Origin of the sequence: Lysobacter daejeonensis GH1-9 (assembly GCF_000768355.1) — a bacterium.
Lineage (GTDB): Bacteria > Pseudomonadota > Gammaproteobacteria > Xanthomonadales > Xanthomonadaceae > Aerolutibacter > Aerolutibacter daejeonensis.
The window spans coordinates 1-15,934 of sequence record NZ_AVPU01000042.1; the positions used below are offsets into that span (position 1 = coordinate 1).

The window sequence follows — 15,934 nt, forward strand, 5'->3', positions numbered from 1 at the left end:
CCGCCGCGAGCGTTACGCCGCGTGGCACCGCCTGCCGCCCGTCGAGCAGGCGCAACTGCGCGCGGTCGCCGCGCGCTGGCGGCAGATGGACCCGGGGCAGCAACAGGCGTGGCGGGTCCGCTTCGAGGCGCAGGATCTCAGCACGCAGCGTGGCTGGTTGCTCGGCCCTGCGCTGGGCGCCGACTACCCGCGCCTGCAGCCGCTGCTGGCCCAGGTGCAGGCCGCCGAACAGGCACCCTTGCTGCGGGCGTTGCGGGAGCTGACACCGCCGCAGCGTGCGGACCTGGCCGTGCTGGCGCAGCGCACGCCACCGCAGGAGCGGTCGTTGCTGCTGCGCGAACTGGTATCCACTGCCGCCGACCAGCGCCAGGCGTGGCTGTGGCGGCGGCTCGACCGCTGACCGCGCTTACATGCCGACCAGGCCGGCCAACAGCGCGTACAACGCCGCGAACGACACCAGCACCAGGTAGATCCAGCCGATCAGCAGGTACTTGATCACGGTCGCCCACCAGCCCTGCACGTACACCCGCTTCTGCATCAGCAGCAGATAGATCGGTACCCAGGTCCACACCGCGATGATGCCCAGCCGGGTCAGCGGCTCGACGAGGCTTCCGCGCGCGTCAAAGGCATTGCCCACCGCCACCAGCAGGAACGACGACAGCAGCGCCAGCAGCATGTAGGCGTGGCTGTACAGCGCCACCGTCAGGTGCTCCAGGTACAGCCGCCGCGAGCGGAGGTAGAACACCTTCAGCAGCAGGGCGAACACGGGTACCAGCATGAACAGCGCAGTCGGCAACGCGCCCATGAAGGCCTGGAGCAGCGCGTCGCCGTCGTTGCCCTTGGAGGTGATGTTGCGCTGGGCCCGCGCCAGGCGCTCGGTGAGCCAACGGTTGGCGAAGTCCGGCAGCCAGCCGATCTGGATGGGGTCCTTTTCCGGGTCCCATTGCTGGTCGAACTTCACCTCCACCGCGCCGGACGTTGCCGGTGCGGTCGTGGGTTCGACAGGCGCTGCCTTGGCGTCCTGGCGGACGGCGTCGGTGGCAGCGGCCGCATCCGCAGGCGTGGGCGCAGCGGATGCCGGTGCGGTGGCGGGCGCGGCTTTGGCCTCGGCCTTCGTACCTGCCGCCGTCGCCTGCTCGCGCAGTTCGGCGATGCGCGCCGCCGCCGCCCCCTGGACCTGCGCGCGCGCGACCAGCAGCGCCGGATTGGCGCCGGGGGTATCGGCGGCCTGGTCCTCGGCCGCGGCGATCCGCTGCAGGGCCGCATCGCGCACGCGTTCCACTTCGGCCACGGTCTGCAGTTGCGCGAACTGGGTGTCCTTGGGGTCCAGTTGGAAGGCGGGGCCTTCGGCGTGCACCGCCAGCTTGCCGACGAAGAACGTCAGCAGACTGAGGATCACGAACAGGCGCAGCGGCGCGATGTAGCGCACGCGGTGGCCGGCCAGGTACTCCAGTGCGACGCGGCCGGGCGCCAGCAGGTCGCGCAGGGTGCGGAACACGCGGCCGTCCAGGTGCCAGAACGATTCGAACACGTCTTCGATCGCGTGCGCCACGTGCCGCACCGGGCTCACCACCGGCTGCCCGCAGGCATGGCAGTAGGGGCCCTGCAGCGCGGCCTCGCAGTTCTCGCAGTGCGTGAGTGAGTGCGTACCCATCGTTCCCTTTCCCCGGTCGCGCCGTCCCGTCACCGGCGAGGCGCTAAGATAGCGGCCTGTCGCGACCCGGCGCCAGCGTCCGCCATCGGTTGCGTCGACGCGGCCGCAGTCGCCCGCCGCCTCTATGTCGTCCGCACCCACCCCGACCACCGTCGCGCCCGAAGCGCGGCCGAGCCTGCGCCTGTCGGATGAAGTCCGCACCAGTGCGTTGCTGGCCGCGCCGCTGGTGGCCGGGCACGTGTCCACCGGCCTGATCGGTTTCGTCGACAACGTGCTGGCCGGCCACCACAGCACCAATACGCTGGCTTCGGTCACCATCGGCACCGCGCTGTGGTGGCTGCCGATGATGGTGCCGATCGGCACGCTGCTGTCGGTGCCACCGACGGTGTCGCAACTCGACGGCGCCGGTCGCCGCGGCGAGATCGGCGCGGTGTTCCGCCAGGCGCTGTGGCTGGCCGTGGGCCTGGCGGTGGTGCTGTTTGCCTTCATGAGCGTGTTGCCGCTGACGCTGGCACCGTTCGGCATCGCCCCGGAGATCATCCCCGGCGCCACCGCGTTCCTCCACGGCATCCGCTGGGGCGTGCCGGCGCTGACGCTGTTCTTCACCATGCGCTACCTCAGCGAAGGCCTGCACTGGACCCTGCCGACCATGCTGATCAGCGCGGCCGGGCCGTTGCTGTTGCTGCCGATGGGCTGGGCGCTGACCTTCGGCCGCCTGGGCTTGCCCGAGCTAGGCGCAGGCGGATTGGGCCTGGCCTCCGCGGTGGTGCTGTGGCTGCAGGCCATCGCGTTCGTGCTGGTGCTGCGCCGCGCGCGCCGCTTTGCCGACCTCGACCTGTTCGCGCGCTTCGATCGGCCGCACTGGCCGACCATCCGCGGCCTGCTCGCCACCGGCCTGCCGATCGGGGTGACGGTGTTGATGGAAGGCGGGTTGTTCATCGCCACCGCGCTGCTGATCGGCCGATTGGGTGAGGTGCCCGCGGCCGCGCACCAGATCGCGATCAACGTGGCTACGCTGTGCTTCATGGTGCCGATGGGCCTGGCCGAGGCGACCACCGTGCGCGTGGGCCACGCGCTGGGCCGCGGCGACGTGCATGGGGTGCGCCGCGCGGCGTTGGCCGGGCTGTGCATCGTGCTGGCCAGCCAGTTGCTCTCGGCGACGGTGCTGCTGACCGCCAACGAGTGGGTGGTCGGCGTCTACACCGGCGACGCGGCGGTGGCCACGCTGGCCGCCGGCCTGCTGCTGTACGCGGCGATGTTCCAGTTCCCCGATGGCGTGCAGGTGCTGTCGGCCGGCTCGCTGCGCGGCCTGAAGGACACCCGCGTGCCGATGTTCCTGGCCATGTTCGCCTACTGGGGCGTGGGCATGCCGGTCGGTGCCGGGCTCGGACTGGGCCTGGGCTGGGGACCGAAAGGCATGTGGATCGGGCTGATCGCCGGCTTGAGCGTGGCCGCGGTGCTGCTCGGCGGGCGTTTCCTGCGCGCCAGCGCGCCAGCGCGGTTGGCCCGGCGGCTGCCGCCATGAGCCCCGCGACACCACGCCGCGTCCCAACTTGGAGTGGGGCGGCAGGCCGCGCGTTGCGTCATTGTCCTTCACGGGCCGACAGCGGCCACGCCGGCACCCTTCCATCCGGCCCGGTGACCAATGGCGGGTGTGCGCCGCCACGCACCGACGCTAACCTGCACCCAGAATGTCCGTATCACGCCCCATGGAGGGCACCGTTGCAATGAGCACCCAACCCCCTCGCCGTGGCCCCATCGTCCGCCTGCTGGTCGGGTTGTGGGATGCGATGAACTTCACCCGGCGCCTGTTCTTCAACGTGGTGTTCTTCGGCCTGCTGATCCTGTTCCTGGCCATGCTCGGCGCCGGCGACCGCACCCGCCCGGTGCTGGACCGCAGCGCGCTGGTGATCGCACCGGAAGGCGAACTGGTCGAGCAGTACACCATCGACCCGGCGCTGCGCGCCTTCGCCAAGGCCATGGGCGATGGCAAGGACGAAGTGCGCCTGCGCGACCTGCTGGCCGCGCTCGACGCCGCCGCCAAGGACAAGCGCATCGAGCGCGTGGTGCTGAACCTCGACCAGCTCAGCGGTGGCGGCATGGCCTCGCGCCGTGAAGTGGCCGCGGCGGTCGCGCGCGTGCGCGCCAGCGGCAAGCAGGTGGTCGCCTTCGCCGAGGCGATGGACCAGCGCCAGTACCTGATCGCCGCGCAGGCCAACGAGGTCTACCTCGACCCGATGGGCGGCATGTTCCTCGAAGGCCTCGGCCGTTACCGCCAGTACTACCGCGAAGGCCTGCAGGACAAGCTCGGCGTGGACGTGCACCTGTTCAAGGTGGGCGAATACAAGTCCGCCGCCGAACCCTACGTGCTCGACGCGGCGTCGCCGGCGGCCAAGGAAGCCGATCTGTACTGGATGAACGACGTGTGGCAGCGCTACGTGGACGACGTGGCCAAGGCGCGCAAGCTCGACCCGGCCGCGATCACCGCCGGCATCGACACCATGCCCGCCGGCATCGCCGCCGCCGGTGGCGACCTGGCCAAGTACGCGTTGCAGCAGAAGCTGGTCGATGGCCTGAAGACCCGCGAGGAATTCGACACGCTGATGATCGAGCGCGGCGTCGCCGACGAGGATGCCGATGGCGGCTTCCGCCAGGTCTCGCTCGACGGCTACCTCGCCCACGTCAACACCAGCCTCAACGCCGTTGACCCGCGCCGCGACCAGGTCGCGGTGGTGGTGGCCGAGGGCGAGATCACCGGTGGCGAGCAGCCGCCCGGCACCATTGGCGGCGTGTCCACCTCGGCGCTGCTGCGTCAGGCGCGCGACGACGACAAGGTCAAGGCGGTGGTGCTGCGCGTGGACTCGCCGGGCGGCGAAGTGTTCGCCTCCGAGCAGATCCGCCGCGAGGTCGAGGGCCTCAAGGCCGCAGGCAAGCCGGTGGTGGTGTCGATGGGCGACCTGGCCGCGTCCGGCGGCTACTGGATCAGCATGAACGCCGACCGCATCTACGCCGACCCATCAACCATCACCGGGTCGATCGGCATCTACGGCATGATCCCGACCATCCCGCGCACGCTGGAGAAGATTGGCGTGCGCACCGACGGCGTTGGCACCACGCGCTTTGCCGGCGCGTTCGACATTACCCGCGACCTGCAGCCCGGCGTGGGGCAGGTCATTCAGTCGGTGATCGACAAGGGTTACCGCGACTTCACCGGCCGGGTCGCCGCAGCGCGCAAGCAGCCGGTGGCGGCGATCGACGCCGTCGCGCGCGGACGCGTGTGGAGCGGGGCGCAGGCCAAGGAGCGCGGCCTGGTCGACGAGCTGGGCAGCCTGCAGGCGGCGATCGACGATGCCGCCGCACGCGCCAAACTGGGCAAGCGCGGCGACTACGGCGTGCGCTACATCGAGAAGGCCGGCTCGCCTTTCGAACAGTTCTTTGCCGGTTTCGCCGAGACCCGCATGGGTGCCGCGCTGCTGAAGGATTCGTCGCTGCTGCAGGCGCTGGTCGCGCAGGCCATGCCGCAGGCTGCCAACGACCTGCGCTTCCTCCAAAATGCGATCAAGCCGACCCGCGGCGTGCCGGTGAAGGCGCTGGCGTACTGCTTCTGCGGCTTGTAAGCCGGCGTAGCGATTCGCATCAATCGCGACGTGCTGAAATACGAACGCCCGGCTCAGGCCGGGCGTTTTCGTTGCGGACGGTGGCGCAGTGAACGCGCCGCAATCGCCTCAGCCGCCCGCCGCCTCGATCGCCTCGCGCTGGGCTTTGGCGGCTTCGTCCACCGCACCCTCCACCGCGCGCGCCTTGTCCTGCGGCGCCTGGATCGCATCACGCAACTCGGTGTGGCGCCCGGGCGTGCTGGCCTGCGGTTCCGGTGGACGTTCCTTCTTCGGTGGCTCGGGGCGCGAACAGGCGGCCAGCAGCAGCGCGCTGCAGGCGAGCAGTGCGATTGCGACGCGGTGGGGGGATCGCGCCGCTTGGATGCGCGGTCGCGGACGGGCAGCGTGGCGTGGCGCGGGCATGGTGGCACTCCGTAGCGGGCCTGCGGCTATCCTACGCCCTGGGCGCGCGTGCGCCGGAACACGGAGAGCAACATGGACCCCAAGCGCTGGCGGCTGGATGGACAACTGGCCCTGGTCACCGGCGGCAGCGCCGGCATCGGCCACGCCATTGCCCGCGAGCTGCTGGGCTTCGGCGCCGACGTGCTGCTCGCCGCGCGCGACGCGGCCTCGCTCGACCGCGTGCGCGGCGAGCTGCTGGAAGACTTCCCCGAACGCGAAGTACAGGTCTTCGCGGCCGACGTCGCCGACGACGAGCAGCGCCGCGAACTGCTGGATTGGGTCGAGGACTTCGGCGAAGGCCTGCACATCCTGGTCAACAACGCCGGCGGCAACCTCGGCAAGCCGGCCACCGACTACACCGAAGACGAGTGGCGGCAGATCTTCGAGATCAACCTGTTCTCCGCGTTCGAGCTGTCGCGTTACGCCTACCCGCTGCTGACCCGCCACGCGGCGTCCAGCATCGTCAACGTCGGCAGCGTGTCGGGCCTGACCCACGTGCGCACCGGCGCGCCGTACGGCATGAGCAAGGCAGCGATGCACCAGATGACCAGGAACCTGGCGGTGGAGTGGGCCGAGGACGGCATCCGCGTCAATGCAGTGGCGCCGTGGTACATCCGCACCCGCCGTACCCACGACAAGCTGGCCGATCCGGATTACCTGGACGAGGTGCTGCTGCGCACGCCGCTGGGCCGCATCGGTGAGCCGGAGGAGGTGGCGGCGGCGGTGGCGTTCCTGTGCCTGCCTGCCTCGAGCTACGTCACCGGTGAATGCATCGCGGTGGATGGCGGGTTCCTGCGTTACGGATTCTGAGCCGGGCGTGGCCGCGACGCATGCTTGGCGCCCGCCGCTGGTTTGAAGCTTGTTTCACGCCGCAGGCATCACGCTGGCCCCTGTCCCCACCGAGGTCAGCCGATGATCGGGTCGATGTCCGGCCTGGGCCTGGCGCAACTGGATGGTTGAACAATGATCCGCGAACGCCTGCGCATCCTGTTGGTGGAGGACAACCTGGCCCTGCGTACCAACCTCGGCGCCCTGCTGGAAGCGCATGGCCACGCGGTGGACTTCGCCGCCGACGGGCCGAGCGGGTTGGCGCTGGCCCTGGCGCAACCGCCTGACGTGCTTGTGCTCGACCTGGGCCTGCCAGGAATGGATGGTTTGCGCCTCTGCCGCGCATTGCGGGAGCAGGCCGACCGCCACGTCCCGGTGCTGATGCTGACCGCGCGTGATGCCCTGGAAGACAAACTCCAAGGCTTCGAGGCCGGCGCCGACGATTACCTGGTCAAGCCATTCTCCAGCGAGGAGTTGCTGGCCCGCTGCACGGCCCTGTCGCGCCGGCACCGCGCCGGCGAATCGCATGTGCTGCGCATCGGCTCGCTGGCGATCGACCGCCGTCGCGGTGAAGCCAGCCGCCACGGCCAGGCGTTGCGGTTGCACGCCACCAGTTACCGCATCCTGCTGGCGCTGGCCGAGGCGTGGCCACGCACGCTGACACGCTCGGAACTGACCCAGCGGCTGTGGGGAGACGACCCGCCCGAATCCGACCCGCTGCGCAGCCACCTGTACCTGCTGCGTCGCGCACTGGACCGGCCCTTCCCGCAGGCCATGCTCAAGACCGCGCATGGCGTTGGATTCCGCCTGGAGAGCGATGCATGACGGCCCTGTCGCCGCGTTTGCGCACCCGCATCATGCTGGCGTTCGCGGGCCTCACCTTGCTGGTTGCGGCGGTGTTCGGCGTGTACGCGGTCAGCGCGGTGTACGTGATCGAAGACCGCTTCTTCGATGCCATGCTGCAACGCGAGGCGGCATTGCAGCTGCGCCACCGCGCGCAGCAGGGCGACTGGTCCTCCGCGCGGGATCCGGCCATGCGCGTGTATCCCAATGCCGCGGCCCTTCCGCGCGAACTGCGCGCGGTGCTGGCAGAGGATCCGCAGCGCCGCGAAATTGCCGGTGGCGATGGTCGCCACTACCACCTGCTGCCACTGCAACCGCGGTCCAGCGAGCCGACGGCATACCTCGTCGCCGAAGTCAGCAGGCAACTCGTGGTGCGGCCGATCCGGCAGGACCTGTTCGCGCTCTTGGGCTGGAGTGCGCTGGCATTGGTTGTGATGGCACTCGTCATGGGAGGGTGGTTGGCGCACCGCACGGCGGCGCCAATCGCGCAACTGGCGGCGCAGGTCCACGCGCTGCGACCCGACCAACCACCGACGGGTTGGAGCAGCGGATACCGCGACCACGAAGTCGGCGTGCTTGCGCGCGGGCTGGAAGGACTCGCCACGCGGGTGCGCGCATTGGTCACGCGCGAGCGCGAGTTCACCCGGGACGCCAGCCACGAACTGCGCACGCCGTTGGCGGTGATCCGCAGCGTTTGCGAGCGGCTGCAACAGGAGCCACTGACCGACGCCGGCCGCCACCAGGTGGCGTTCCTGCGGCAGTCGGCGCAGCAGCTGGAGCAGACCGTGGCTGCGTTGCTGGCGTTGGCGCGCGAGGATGCGCCCGCTGCTGCCAGCACCGGGAGCACTGCGCATGCCGTGCTTCCCATACTGGAGGCCGTGGTGATGGAGCAGGCGGCGTGGCTGCAGGACAAGCCCGTTACCGTGGTCGTCGACGTGCCACGCGATGCACGCGTGCGCCTGGCCGAGCCGGTACTGCGCGTCCTGCTGTCCAACCTGGTCGGCAACGCCTTTGTCCATGCCGACCATGGTTGCGTGCACATCGACGTGGCCGACGGTCGGCTGCGGATCCGCAACCCCGGCGAGTTGGCGGCGACGGTGCGTGACAATCCGTTCCAGCCCTTTGCCAAGAGCGAGGCCAGCGCGGGGCAGGGCCTGGGCCTGGCCATCGTGCGCCGGCTGTGCGACCGCCATGGCGTCGACGTGCGCATCGACGCGGTCGAGGGCATGGTCAGTGCCAGTTTCGCGCTGGCGTCCGGGCCCGTCATTTCGCACGGTTGATTCGTCGCCGCCTTTGAAGCCTGTTTCACAGTGGGCTCCTACCTTGCCGGCATCGCGACGCTGTCGCCATTGCGAGAACGACCATGCCCGCCCCCGTTACCCCCGCAACAACGCCTGCGGTATCCGCTCCGGCCCGTGACCGCCGCCCGCTTGCCCTGCGCCTGCTTCGTGCCGCCGGCGTTGGGCTGGCGCTGCTCGCGCTAGTGGCCGCGTTGCTCTGGCTGTATGCGCGCGGCTACGCCCTCGATTCCCAGCCGCCGGCGGATCCGCATACGCGCCCCGCCGATCTGGTCTTCCTGCAGGCACGGCCGGCGCCTCGTGGCAAGGTGCTGGCGGTGGTCAGCAGTGCCGCCCACCTGGGCGCCAGCGGCAAGCGCGCCGGCTTCGAGCTGACCGAGCTGTCGCGCGCGTACTACGTGTTCCTGGCCAACGGGTATGACGTGGACATCGCCAGCCCCAAGGGCGGCAGGCCGCCCATGAAGGTGGACGACGAGCTGGTCGAAGCGGATCACGCGTTCCTCAACGACACGCAGGCCCAAGCCAAGCTGGCGGCGACCCTGCCGTTGGCGCAGGTCGATCCGGCCGATTACGCCGCGGTCTACTTCGTTGGGGGCAAGGGCGTGATGTTCGACTTCCCCGACAACCCCGACATCCAGCGCATCACCGCTGCGATCGACGCGCGCGGCGGTGTGGTGGGGGCGGTGTGCCACGGGCCGGCGGCCCTGCTCAACGTGCGACGCCCGGACGGCCGCCGGCTGTTGGCGGGGCGCCAGGTCGCGGGGTTCAGCAACGCGGAGGAGCTGTTCCTGATCAAGGAAGCCCGAACGATCTTCCCGTTCCTGTTGCAGGACCAACTGCGCAAGGTTGGCGCGCGCTACAGCGAAGGCCCGCTTTACCTGGACCACACCGTCGTCGACGGGCGCTTGGTCACCGGCCAGAACCCATGGTCGACCTGGTCGGTCGCCGAGGCGATGGTGCGCGCGCTGGGCCACACCCCCGTGCCGCGCGCGACCACCCGCGAGGAGCTGGCCGTGCGCGTGCTGTGGGCCTACCAGCGCGATGGAGCCGCGGCCGCGCGTGCGCTCAAGGCGGCCCTGCCCGAGGCCGACCGGCGCCTGCTGCTGTTGCACGCGCTGATCGCCGGCATGCAGGGCCGACTGGGCGACGCGTGGCAGCTCCAGCGCCTGGCGCGGGTGTGAGCGGGCTGCCGGGTCTGCTCAATCCGCTATCGGCAGGCTCAGCGTCTCCTTGATTTCTTCCATGACGATGTAGCTTTTGGATTCGCGCACGTGCGGCATGGTCAGCAGCGTGCTGCCCAGCAGCTTGCGGTAGCTGGCCATTTCGCTGATGCGCGCCTTCAGCAGGTAGTCGAAATCGCCCGAGACCAGGTGGCACTCCAGCACGTTGGGCAGGCGCAACGCCGCGCGGCGGAATTCTTCGAAGATGTCGCCGGACTTGTAGGCCAGGCTGATCTCCACGAACACCAGTAGCGTGGCCTTCACATGCTGCGGGTCAAGGCGCGCGTGGTAGCCGGTGATCACCCCGTCGCGCTCCAGCCTGCGCACGCGCTCGGTGCACGGCGTGGTGGACAGCCCCACGCGCTCGCCCAGTTCGGTGAACGAGATGCGACCCTCTTCCTGCAGGATGCGCAGGATGTGGCGGTCGATCCTGTCGAGTTCGCGGGCTTTGCCGGCCATGTTGCACTGCGGTAGTGGCTTTGAACGAAGTTTACACCTGTGACCTTGGCAAAAAACAGAAAAACCCCCTGCCGGCTTTGGCCGATACTGCGCGACTTTGCCGGCACTCCCGCCGGCGGTGACGGACGGGGCAGGCGATGCGGGTTCTGGTGCTGGGCGGTGGCGTGATCGGCGTGAGCAGCGCGTGGTACCTGGCGCGCGCGGGACATGAGGTGGTGGTCATCGACCGCCAGCCCGCGGTCGCGCAGGAAACGAGCTTCGCCAACGCCGGCCAGATCTCGCCCGGCTACGCCTCGCCATGGGCCGCGCCCGGCGTGCCGCTGAAGGCGCTGAAGTGGCTGTTCCAGCGCCACGCGCCGCTGGCCATCAAGCCGGGCATGGACCCGCAGCAGTACCTGTGGCTGCTGCAGATGCTGCGCAACTGCACGCACGCGCGCTACGCGGTCAACAAGGCGCGGATGGTGCGGCTGTCCGAGTACAGCCGCGACGTGCTGGACGAGCTGCGCGCCGAGACCGGCATCGACTACGAGGAACGCCAGCTCGGCACCACCCAGCTGTTCCGCACCCAGGCGCAGCTGGACGGCGCGGCCAAGGACATCCCGGTGCTGGAGCAGTACGGCGTGCCGTACGAGCTGCTGGACCGCGACGGCATCGCCCGCGTCGAACCGGCGTTGGCCGCCGCTCCGGCGCCCCTGGTGGGCGCGCTGCGCCTGCCCAACGACCAGACCGGCGACTGCGAGCTGTTCACCCGGCACCTGGCCGAGATGGCCGCGCGGGCCGGCGTCGAGTTCCGTTTTGGGCAGGACATCCAAGCGCTGGAGCACGACGGCGCGCGCATCACCGGCGTGCGCATCGATGGCAAAATGGAACGCGCCGACCGCTACGTGCTGGCGCTGGGCAGCTACTCCCCCAAGCTCGTCGCGCCACTGGGCCTGCGCCTGCCGGTGTACCCGCTCAAGGGCTACTCGCTGACCCTGCCGATCACCGATGCGGCGATGGCACCAACCTCGACCATCCTCGACGAGACCTACAAGGTGGCGATCACCCGCTTCGACCAGCGCATCCGCGTCGGTGGCATGGCCGAAGTGGCCGGCTTCGACCTGTCGCTGTCGCCGCGCCGCCGCGCCACGCTGGAGAAGGTGGTGGGCGACCTGTACCCGCGCGGTGGCGACCTCAAGGCCGCCACGTTCTGGACCGGCCTGCGCCCGGCCACCCCCGACGGCACGCCGGTGGTGGGGGGCACCCGCTACGGCAACCTGTACCTCAACACCGGCCATGGCACCCTTGGCTGGACCATGGCCTGCGGCTCCGGCCGCTACCTGGCCGACGTGATCGATGGCCGCACCCCGCAGATCAGCGGCGAAGGCCTCGACCTGTCGCGTTACGACTGACCCACCCGGAACCACTGCCTTGCGCCCCGCCCGTGCCCTGATCGACCTCGACGCCCTGCGTCACAACTACCGCCTGGCCCGCGAACTGGGCGGCGGCAAGGCGCTGGCGGTGGTCAAGGCTGACGCCTACGGCCACGGCGCCGTGGCCTGCGCCCGCGCGCTCCAAGGCGAGGCCGACGCCTTCGCCGTGGCCGCCATCGAGGAGGCGCTGGAACTGCGCGCCGCCGGCATCCGCGCGCCGATCCTGCTGCTGGAAGGTTTCTTCGACGCGGCCGAGCTGACGCTGATCGAGCAGCACGACCTGTGGTTCGCCGTGGCCACGCCGTGGCAACTGGCTGCGGTCGAAGCGGCACGCCCGGCCGCACCCTACACCGTGTGGCTCAAGCTCGACTCCGGCATGCACCGCCTCGGCATCGAGCCCGCCGACTACGCCGCCGCCGCCGCGCGCCTGCAGGCACTGCCGCACGTGCGCGAAGTGGTGGCCATGACCCACTTCGCCCGTGCCGACGAGCTTGACCGCGACACCACCCGTGCCCAAGCGGCCGTGTTCGACGAGGTCACTGCGGGCCTGGGCCTGCCGCGCAGCCTGTCCAACTCGCCCGGGCTATTGGGCTGGGACAACCTGCGCAACGACTGGGCCCGGCCCGGCCTGATGCTGTACGGCCTCAGTCCCTTCCCGCAGCCGCACCCGGTGGCCGCGCGCCTGCGCCCGGTGATGACCTTGCTGTCGCGGGTGATCAGCGTGCGCGACATCGCGATCGGCGAGCCGGTGGGCTACGGCGCCCACTTCGTCGCTGCCCGGCCCACCCGTGTGGGCGTGGTGGCCATGGGCTACGCCGACGGCTACCCGCAGTTCGCCCCCAGCGGCACCCCGGTGGCCATCGATGGCGTCCCCGGAGAGCTGATCGGTCGCGTGTCGATGGACATGCTGACCGTGGACCTCACCGACCACCCTGCCGCCGGCGTGGGCAGCGTGGTGGAGCTGTGGGGGGCACAGGTGCCTTTGAATGGCGTTGCCGCCGCGGCACGCGCCAGCGCGTACCAGCTGCCGTGTGCCCTTAAACGGGCGGCGCGGGAACACTCGGGCGGCTGATCCGCTGCACGGCAACTGCGGGTCCGGTTACCCTTGGGGTCGAACGCCGCCCCGGCAAGGGTGGCCCACGGTATGCGGCGCCCCAGGATCGGAGGGCCGCGGCACATCGGGAGCGGGCGATGGCAACGAGTCGGGCAGTCGCTAGGCGAGGGCGCTGGGGCCCCGCGGTCTTTCTGCAGGCCGGCATCGTCACGCTGTGGATGGCCGCCTTCCTGTTGGCGCGGTTGCTGGAGCATTCGCCGCACGCCAGCCTCTGGTTTCCGCCCGCGGCGGTCACTTTCTCGACGCTCCTGGTGGTGGGCGTGCGCGCCCTGCCGGCGATCCTCGTGGCGTGCACCCTCGCCACCTTCGTTGCCGAACTGCAGTACTCCAGCAGCGTGCGCCCGGCGGTACTGGCGGCATCCAGCGTGGCCTTTGCCGTCACCCACGGCCTTGCCTATGGCGTGCCAGCCCTGCTGTTGCGACGGCAGCCGGAACGCGCGCCTGCCGATGTCACCCTCCGTTCGGTCACCCGGTTCATCCTGCTGGGAATGATGGGCGCCGCTCTCGCCGCGGTGTGCGGCGTCCTCGCGTTGACCGCCACGGGCCTGATCCAGGCCGACGCGCCAGGCCGACTGATGGCGGCCTGGTGGATGGGCGACTTCGTGGCGCTGCTCACGTTTGCGCCGTTGTTCATCCGCTGGGCCATACGCGCCATGGCAGCGGCCGGACTTCGTGGCGCCGTGGGCTTCAGTCCGTTCATCATCGATCCGACGCCCGCAGCGCCCAGCGCGTGGCTCAAGCTCGGCGCAATGGCGGCAGTCACGGTGCTGTTGCTGGTGCTTGCCCACGGTCTGCAGGAGCGCGCCCTGCTGCTGGCGTTGCTGGTGGTCCCACTGGTGCTGCAGTTGTGGGTGGTCCACAGCGAAAGCCGCACTGCCGCCCTGCACGGGGTGGTGATCTTCAGCCTGATCACAGTGGGGGCTGGCGCACTCTTCAATGTCGCGACCGATGTCGTCGCATTGCAGTTCGCAGCGATTGGCCTCGCCGTCAACACCTACTTTGGGTTGGCGGTGCCAGCGCTCTACTCAACCAACGAACGACTGCGCGAGCAGGTTACGCGTGACCGTCTTACTGGCGTGATGACCCGTGCGTACTTCGAAGATCGCGCCGGCCATGAGCTGGAACGCGCAAGAGTTCGCGGGGATTACGTCGGCGTGATCCTGTTCGACCTGGACGGGTTGAAATCCATCAACGACACGCACGGCCATGCCGTGGGCGATGCCGTGCTTGCGCACTTGGCCACACGTTGCGCAAGCGCCGTGCGCCCCGGAGACCTGATTGGACGCCTGGGTGGTGACGAGTTCGCCGTATTCCTGCCCGACGCCGACGTAGTGGTGGCCGAAAGGGTCGTGGCGCGCATGCGCAAGGCACTACAGTCAGCACCGTTGGCAGGTCCAGTGGCACAGGTGTGCGCCAGCTTCGGCTGGGCCGTTGGGCGCGCGCAGGACAGCGGCATCGCCGGCTTGCTTCGCGAGGCGGACAAGATGATGTACGAACGCAAGCGACAGCTCCGCCATCGCCCCGTGGATAGCGTTTGAAGCCACGGCCCGGTTGGACCCATTTGGTATGCCCTCCGCTCACGCCAAACGCCCAAGTCACGCCAGCCGCAAAACGGCGTCGGCTTTACTGAATTGCTAGGCCCCGACCAGCGACTGCAATGCAGGTGCTGCCATGGTTGGGAAAAACTCAATGACTTGGTAGTTGGCCACGCCGTGGATGTGAAACGGATCCTGTGCGAGCACCGATTCCAATTCCAAGGCTGACGTCGCACTTGCGAGGATCACCCCACCGTCACGCGGCTCCTTGCGGCCGGAGAGCAGAAACGTTCCCGTTTCATACATGCGATGCAGGAACTCGCGGTGCGCCGGAATCAGCGCGTCGACCGCCGCCAAGGGTTGGGTGTAGGTCAACAGGACAACAAACATGCGGAGGTCTCTCTTGCTTGCGGCCTAACGCCTTATGTCTTGAGTAAGCCCTGCCCCGGGTGCCGAGAGCCCGGCGCGCGCGCCGGACAACGCCTCGCGCTGCCAGCCCGCGGAAAGCCGGGCAAGGCGGTAATTGTGGCAAGCATGCGCAAACTGCTGGGCTTCGTCGACGCGAAGCGGCTTTGGCTTGAATGAACTGTTAGGCGGCGCTGCCACGTACTACGGCCGCCAAGATGAACCCGCCAAGTGCCAAGGAAACCAGGCCAATCAACGTGGTATGGCGAGTTGCCTTAGGAACGGCTTGTTGAGCAAACCGATGATGCCACCGCCATGGAACAAGAAAGAGGAAGGCCGTCGTGACAAGCAGAACCCAGCTAAAGAGCGTGAAGATGTCTGGGAAAAGCATTTGAGGCGCATAAAGTGTGAGCGCACAACCGGCCAGAAAGCGTAAGGACAGCTCCGCGAAGTGCTTGATCGCGGAATCAGCAAAGCCAAGCAAGAAGCGGCTGGCCAGCACCGGGATGAATAGTGATATGGCCCCCAAGGCAATGAAGTAGAGCCCGGTGAGCACGACGACCACAAGAGCCAGCACTTCAATCATCCAGATTGCCCGATAAGTTGCCTAATGCCGGAATCAAGCCGCGGCGCGCCGCGCCGCGACGGGGCCAGGACTTCCTACGAAAAAGTGGCGCTCACCTGTAGAACAAGGCGACTAAGAGAACGCCGACCCCAGTGCCGAACATCACAAAAGACAGGATTGTGATGTTTCTCTCAACCTTGTAGTTCCTTGGTAAGCGTAGCCTTGAAGATGAGGTGTCAGCATAGCTAGCCGAGCCAGCTCTTAATCGCTCTACTAGAATCTGCTGCGCCTGCAAAGATAAGATTGCTGCCAAGAAAAGTACGCCCGCTGACGCAAAAACCATCGGTTTCATGCGACTCTGACTAAAGGCTGTTTCGAGCAGCGTTACTGCGCCACCAGCAGCAGCGAGAGATAGAGTGGTGAGTTGCTTAAGGAAGTCAAAGGACAGCGAGGCCATTGTGTCACGGCTTACATTTCCGGAACCTTCTTCAGTGCTCAATGCTGCCTCCTATGTGATCTAACGCCTGAATTAAGCCGAGCCGC

General features: G+C 68.7%; 16 protein-coding genes. 10 read left to right on the forward strand and 6 right to left on the reverse strand.

What is annotated here, in order from left to right:
* On the forward strand, positions 1–400 hold a 400-nt coding region (locus tag N800_RS16155), incomplete at its 5' end, for a hypothetical protein (protein WP_036139998.1).
* 6 nt (positions 401–406) lie between these two features.
* Here N800_RS16155 and N800_RS14070 read toward each other — a convergent pair.
* The gene (locus N800_RS14070) at positions 407–1,654 is read right to left on the reverse strand and encodes a DUF3667 domain-containing protein (RefSeq protein ID WP_036139999.1); all 1,248 of its coding nucleotides are present in this window, start codon (positions 1,652–1,654) and stop codon (positions 407–409) included.
* A gap of 124 nt (positions 1,655–1,778) precedes the next feature.
* Here N800_RS14070 and N800_RS14075 point away from each other — a divergent pair, with 124 nt between their 5' ends.
* Positions 1,779–3,179: an MATE family efflux transporter gene (locus N800_RS14075; protein WP_036140002.1), complete on the forward strand. Its 1,401-nt coding sequence runs from the start codon at positions 1,779–1,781 to the stop codon at positions 3,177–3,179.
* Between the two features lie 202 nt (positions 3,180–3,381).
* Positions 3,382–5,271 carry a signal peptide peptidase SppA gene (sppA, locus tag N800_RS14080; RefSeq protein ID WP_036140005.1) on the forward strand — a complete coding sequence of 630 codons (1,890 nt, stop codon included), beginning with the start codon at positions 3,382–3,384 and terminating at the stop codon, positions 5,269–5,271.
* 108 nt (positions 5,272–5,379) lie between these two features.
* Here sppA and N800_RS14085 read toward each other — a convergent pair whose 3' ends face one another.
* Positions 5,380–5,673: a hypothetical protein gene (locus N800_RS14085; RefSeq protein ID WP_425476523.1), complete on the reverse strand. Its 294-nt coding sequence runs from the start codon at positions 5,671–5,673 to the stop codon at positions 5,380–5,382.
* Positions 5,674–5,745: 72 nt separating this feature from the next.
* Between N800_RS14085 and N800_RS14090 the strand changes: the two genes are divergently transcribed.
* From N800_RS14090 to N800_RS14105, 4 genes are all read left to right on the forward strand, one after another.
* Positions 5,746–6,522 carry an SDR family oxidoreductase gene (locus N800_RS14090; protein WP_036140037.1) on the forward strand — a complete coding sequence of 259 codons (777 nt, stop codon included), beginning with the start codon at positions 5,746–5,748 and terminating at the stop codon, positions 6,520–6,522.
* A 168-nt stretch (positions 6,523–6,690) separates the two neighbouring features.
* On the forward strand, positions 6,691–7,365 hold the full coding sequence (locus tag N800_RS14095) for a response regulator transcription factor (RefSeq protein WP_198032560.1): 675 nt from the start codon (positions 6,691–6,693) through the stop codon (positions 7,363–7,365).
* Positions 7,362–8,663, forward strand: coding sequence for a sensor histidine kinase (locus N800_RS14100; protein ID WP_036140010.1), 1,302 nt, complete (start codon positions 7,362–7,364; stop codon positions 8,661–8,663). The genes N800_RS14095 and N800_RS14100 overlap by 4 nt, the downstream gene beginning before the upstream one ends.
* An 83-nt stretch (positions 8,664–8,746) precedes the next feature.
* Positions 8,747–9,862 (forward strand): type 1 glutamine amidotransferase domain-containing protein, encoded by a 1,116-nt coding sequence (locus N800_RS14105; protein WP_084087707.1) that lies wholly within the window; start codon positions 8,747–8,749, stop codon positions 9,860–9,862.
* A gap of 18 nt (positions 9,863–9,880) precedes the next feature.
* Here N800_RS14105 and N800_RS14110 read toward each other — a convergent pair whose 3' ends face one another.
* The gene (locus N800_RS14110) at positions 9,881–10,360 is read right to left on the reverse strand and encodes a winged helix-turn-helix transcriptional regulator (RefSeq protein WP_036140013.1); all 480 of its coding nucleotides are present in this window, start codon (positions 10,358–10,360) and stop codon (positions 9,881–9,883) included.
* Positions 10,361–10,497: 137 nt separating this feature from the next.
* Between N800_RS14110 and N800_RS14115 the strand changes: the two genes are divergently transcribed.
* The 3 genes from N800_RS14115 (at position 10,498) to N800_RS14125 (ending at position 14,424) form a co-directional block, all read left to right on the forward strand.
* On the forward strand, positions 10,498–11,751 hold the full coding sequence (locus tag N800_RS14115; protein WP_036140015.1) for a D-amino acid dehydrogenase: 1,254 nt from the start codon (positions 10,498–10,500) through the stop codon (positions 11,749–11,751).
* Between the two features lie 19 nt (positions 11,752–11,770).
* Complete coding sequence (alr, locus tag N800_RS14120) at positions 11,771–12,844, forward strand: alanine racemase (protein WP_036140019.1); 1,074 nt, start codon at positions 11,771–11,773, stop codon at positions 12,842–12,844.
* A gap of 119 nt (positions 12,845–12,963) precedes the next feature.
* Entirely contained in the window at positions 12,964–14,424 is a 1,461-nt protein-coding gene (locus N800_RS14125; RefSeq protein WP_084087709.1) for a sensor domain-containing diguanylate cyclase, read from the forward strand.
* Positions 14,425–14,520: 96 nt separating this feature from the next.
* Here N800_RS14125 and N800_RS14130 read toward each other — a convergent pair whose 3' ends face one another.
* The 3 genes from N800_RS14130 to N800_RS15975 form a co-directional block, all read right to left on the reverse strand.
* Complete coding sequence (locus N800_RS14130) at positions 14,521–14,811, reverse strand: YciI family protein (protein WP_036140021.1); 291 nt, start codon at positions 14,809–14,811, stop codon at positions 14,521–14,523.
* Between the two features lie 199 nt (positions 14,812–15,010).
* On the reverse strand, positions 15,011–15,412 hold the full coding sequence (locus N800_RS14135) for a hypothetical protein (RefSeq protein ID WP_036140023.1): 402 nt from the start codon (positions 15,410–15,412) through the stop codon (positions 15,011–15,013).
* Between the two features lie 91 nt (positions 15,413–15,503).
* Positions 15,504–15,890 (reverse strand): hypothetical protein, encoded by a 387-nt coding sequence (locus N800_RS15975; protein WP_156963013.1) that lies wholly within the window; start codon positions 15,888–15,890, stop codon positions 15,504–15,506.
* Positions 15,891–15,934: the final 44 nt, after the last annotated feature.

Bases quoted from the DNA above. Each gene is read 5' to 3' on its own strand.
- N800_RS14070 (WP_036139999.1), bottom strand. From the start codon at position 1,654: ATGGGTACGCACTCACTCACGCACTGCGAGAACTGCGAGGCCGCGCTG.
- N800_RS14075 (WP_036140002.1), top strand. From the start codon at position 1,779: ATGTCGTCCGCACCCACCCCGACCACCGTCGCGCCCGAAGCGCGGCCG.
- sppA (WP_036140005.1), top strand. From the start codon at position 3,382: ATGAGCACCCAACCCCCTCGCCGTGGCCCCATCGTCCGCCTGCTGGTC.
- N800_RS14085 (WP_425476523.1), bottom strand. From the start codon at position 5,673: ATGCCCGCGCCACGCCACGCTGCCCGTCCGCGACCGCGCATCCAAGCG.
- N800_RS14090 (WP_036140037.1), top strand. From the start codon at position 5,746: ATGGACCCCAAGCGCTGGCGGCTGGATGGACAACTGGCCCTGGTCACC.
- N800_RS14100 (WP_036140010.1), top strand. From the start codon at position 7,362: ATGACGGCCCTGTCGCCGCGTTTGCGCACCCGCATCATGCTGGCGTTC.
- N800_RS14105 (WP_084087707.1), top strand. From the start codon at position 8,747: ATGCCCGCCCCCGTTACCCCCGCAACAACGCCTGCGGTATCCGCTCCG.
- N800_RS14110 (WP_036140013.1), bottom strand. From the start codon at position 10,360: ATGGCCGGCAAAGCCCGCGAACTCGACAGGATCGACCGCCACATCCTG.
- N800_RS14115 (WP_036140015.1), top strand. From the start codon at position 10,498: ATGCGGGTTCTGGTGCTGGGCGGTGGCGTGATCGGCGTGAGCAGCGCG.
- N800_RS14125 (WP_084087709.1), top strand. From the start codon at position 12,964: ATGGCAACGAGTCGGGCAGTCGCTAGGCGAGGGCGCTGGGGCCCCGCG.
- N800_RS14130 (WP_036140021.1), bottom strand. From the start codon at position 14,811: ATGTTTGTTGTCCTGTTGACCTACACCCAACCCTTGGCGGCGGTCGAC.
- N800_RS14135 (WP_036140023.1), bottom strand. From the start codon at position 15,412: ATGATTGAAGTGCTGGCTCTTGTGGTCGTCGTGCTCACCGGGCTCTAC.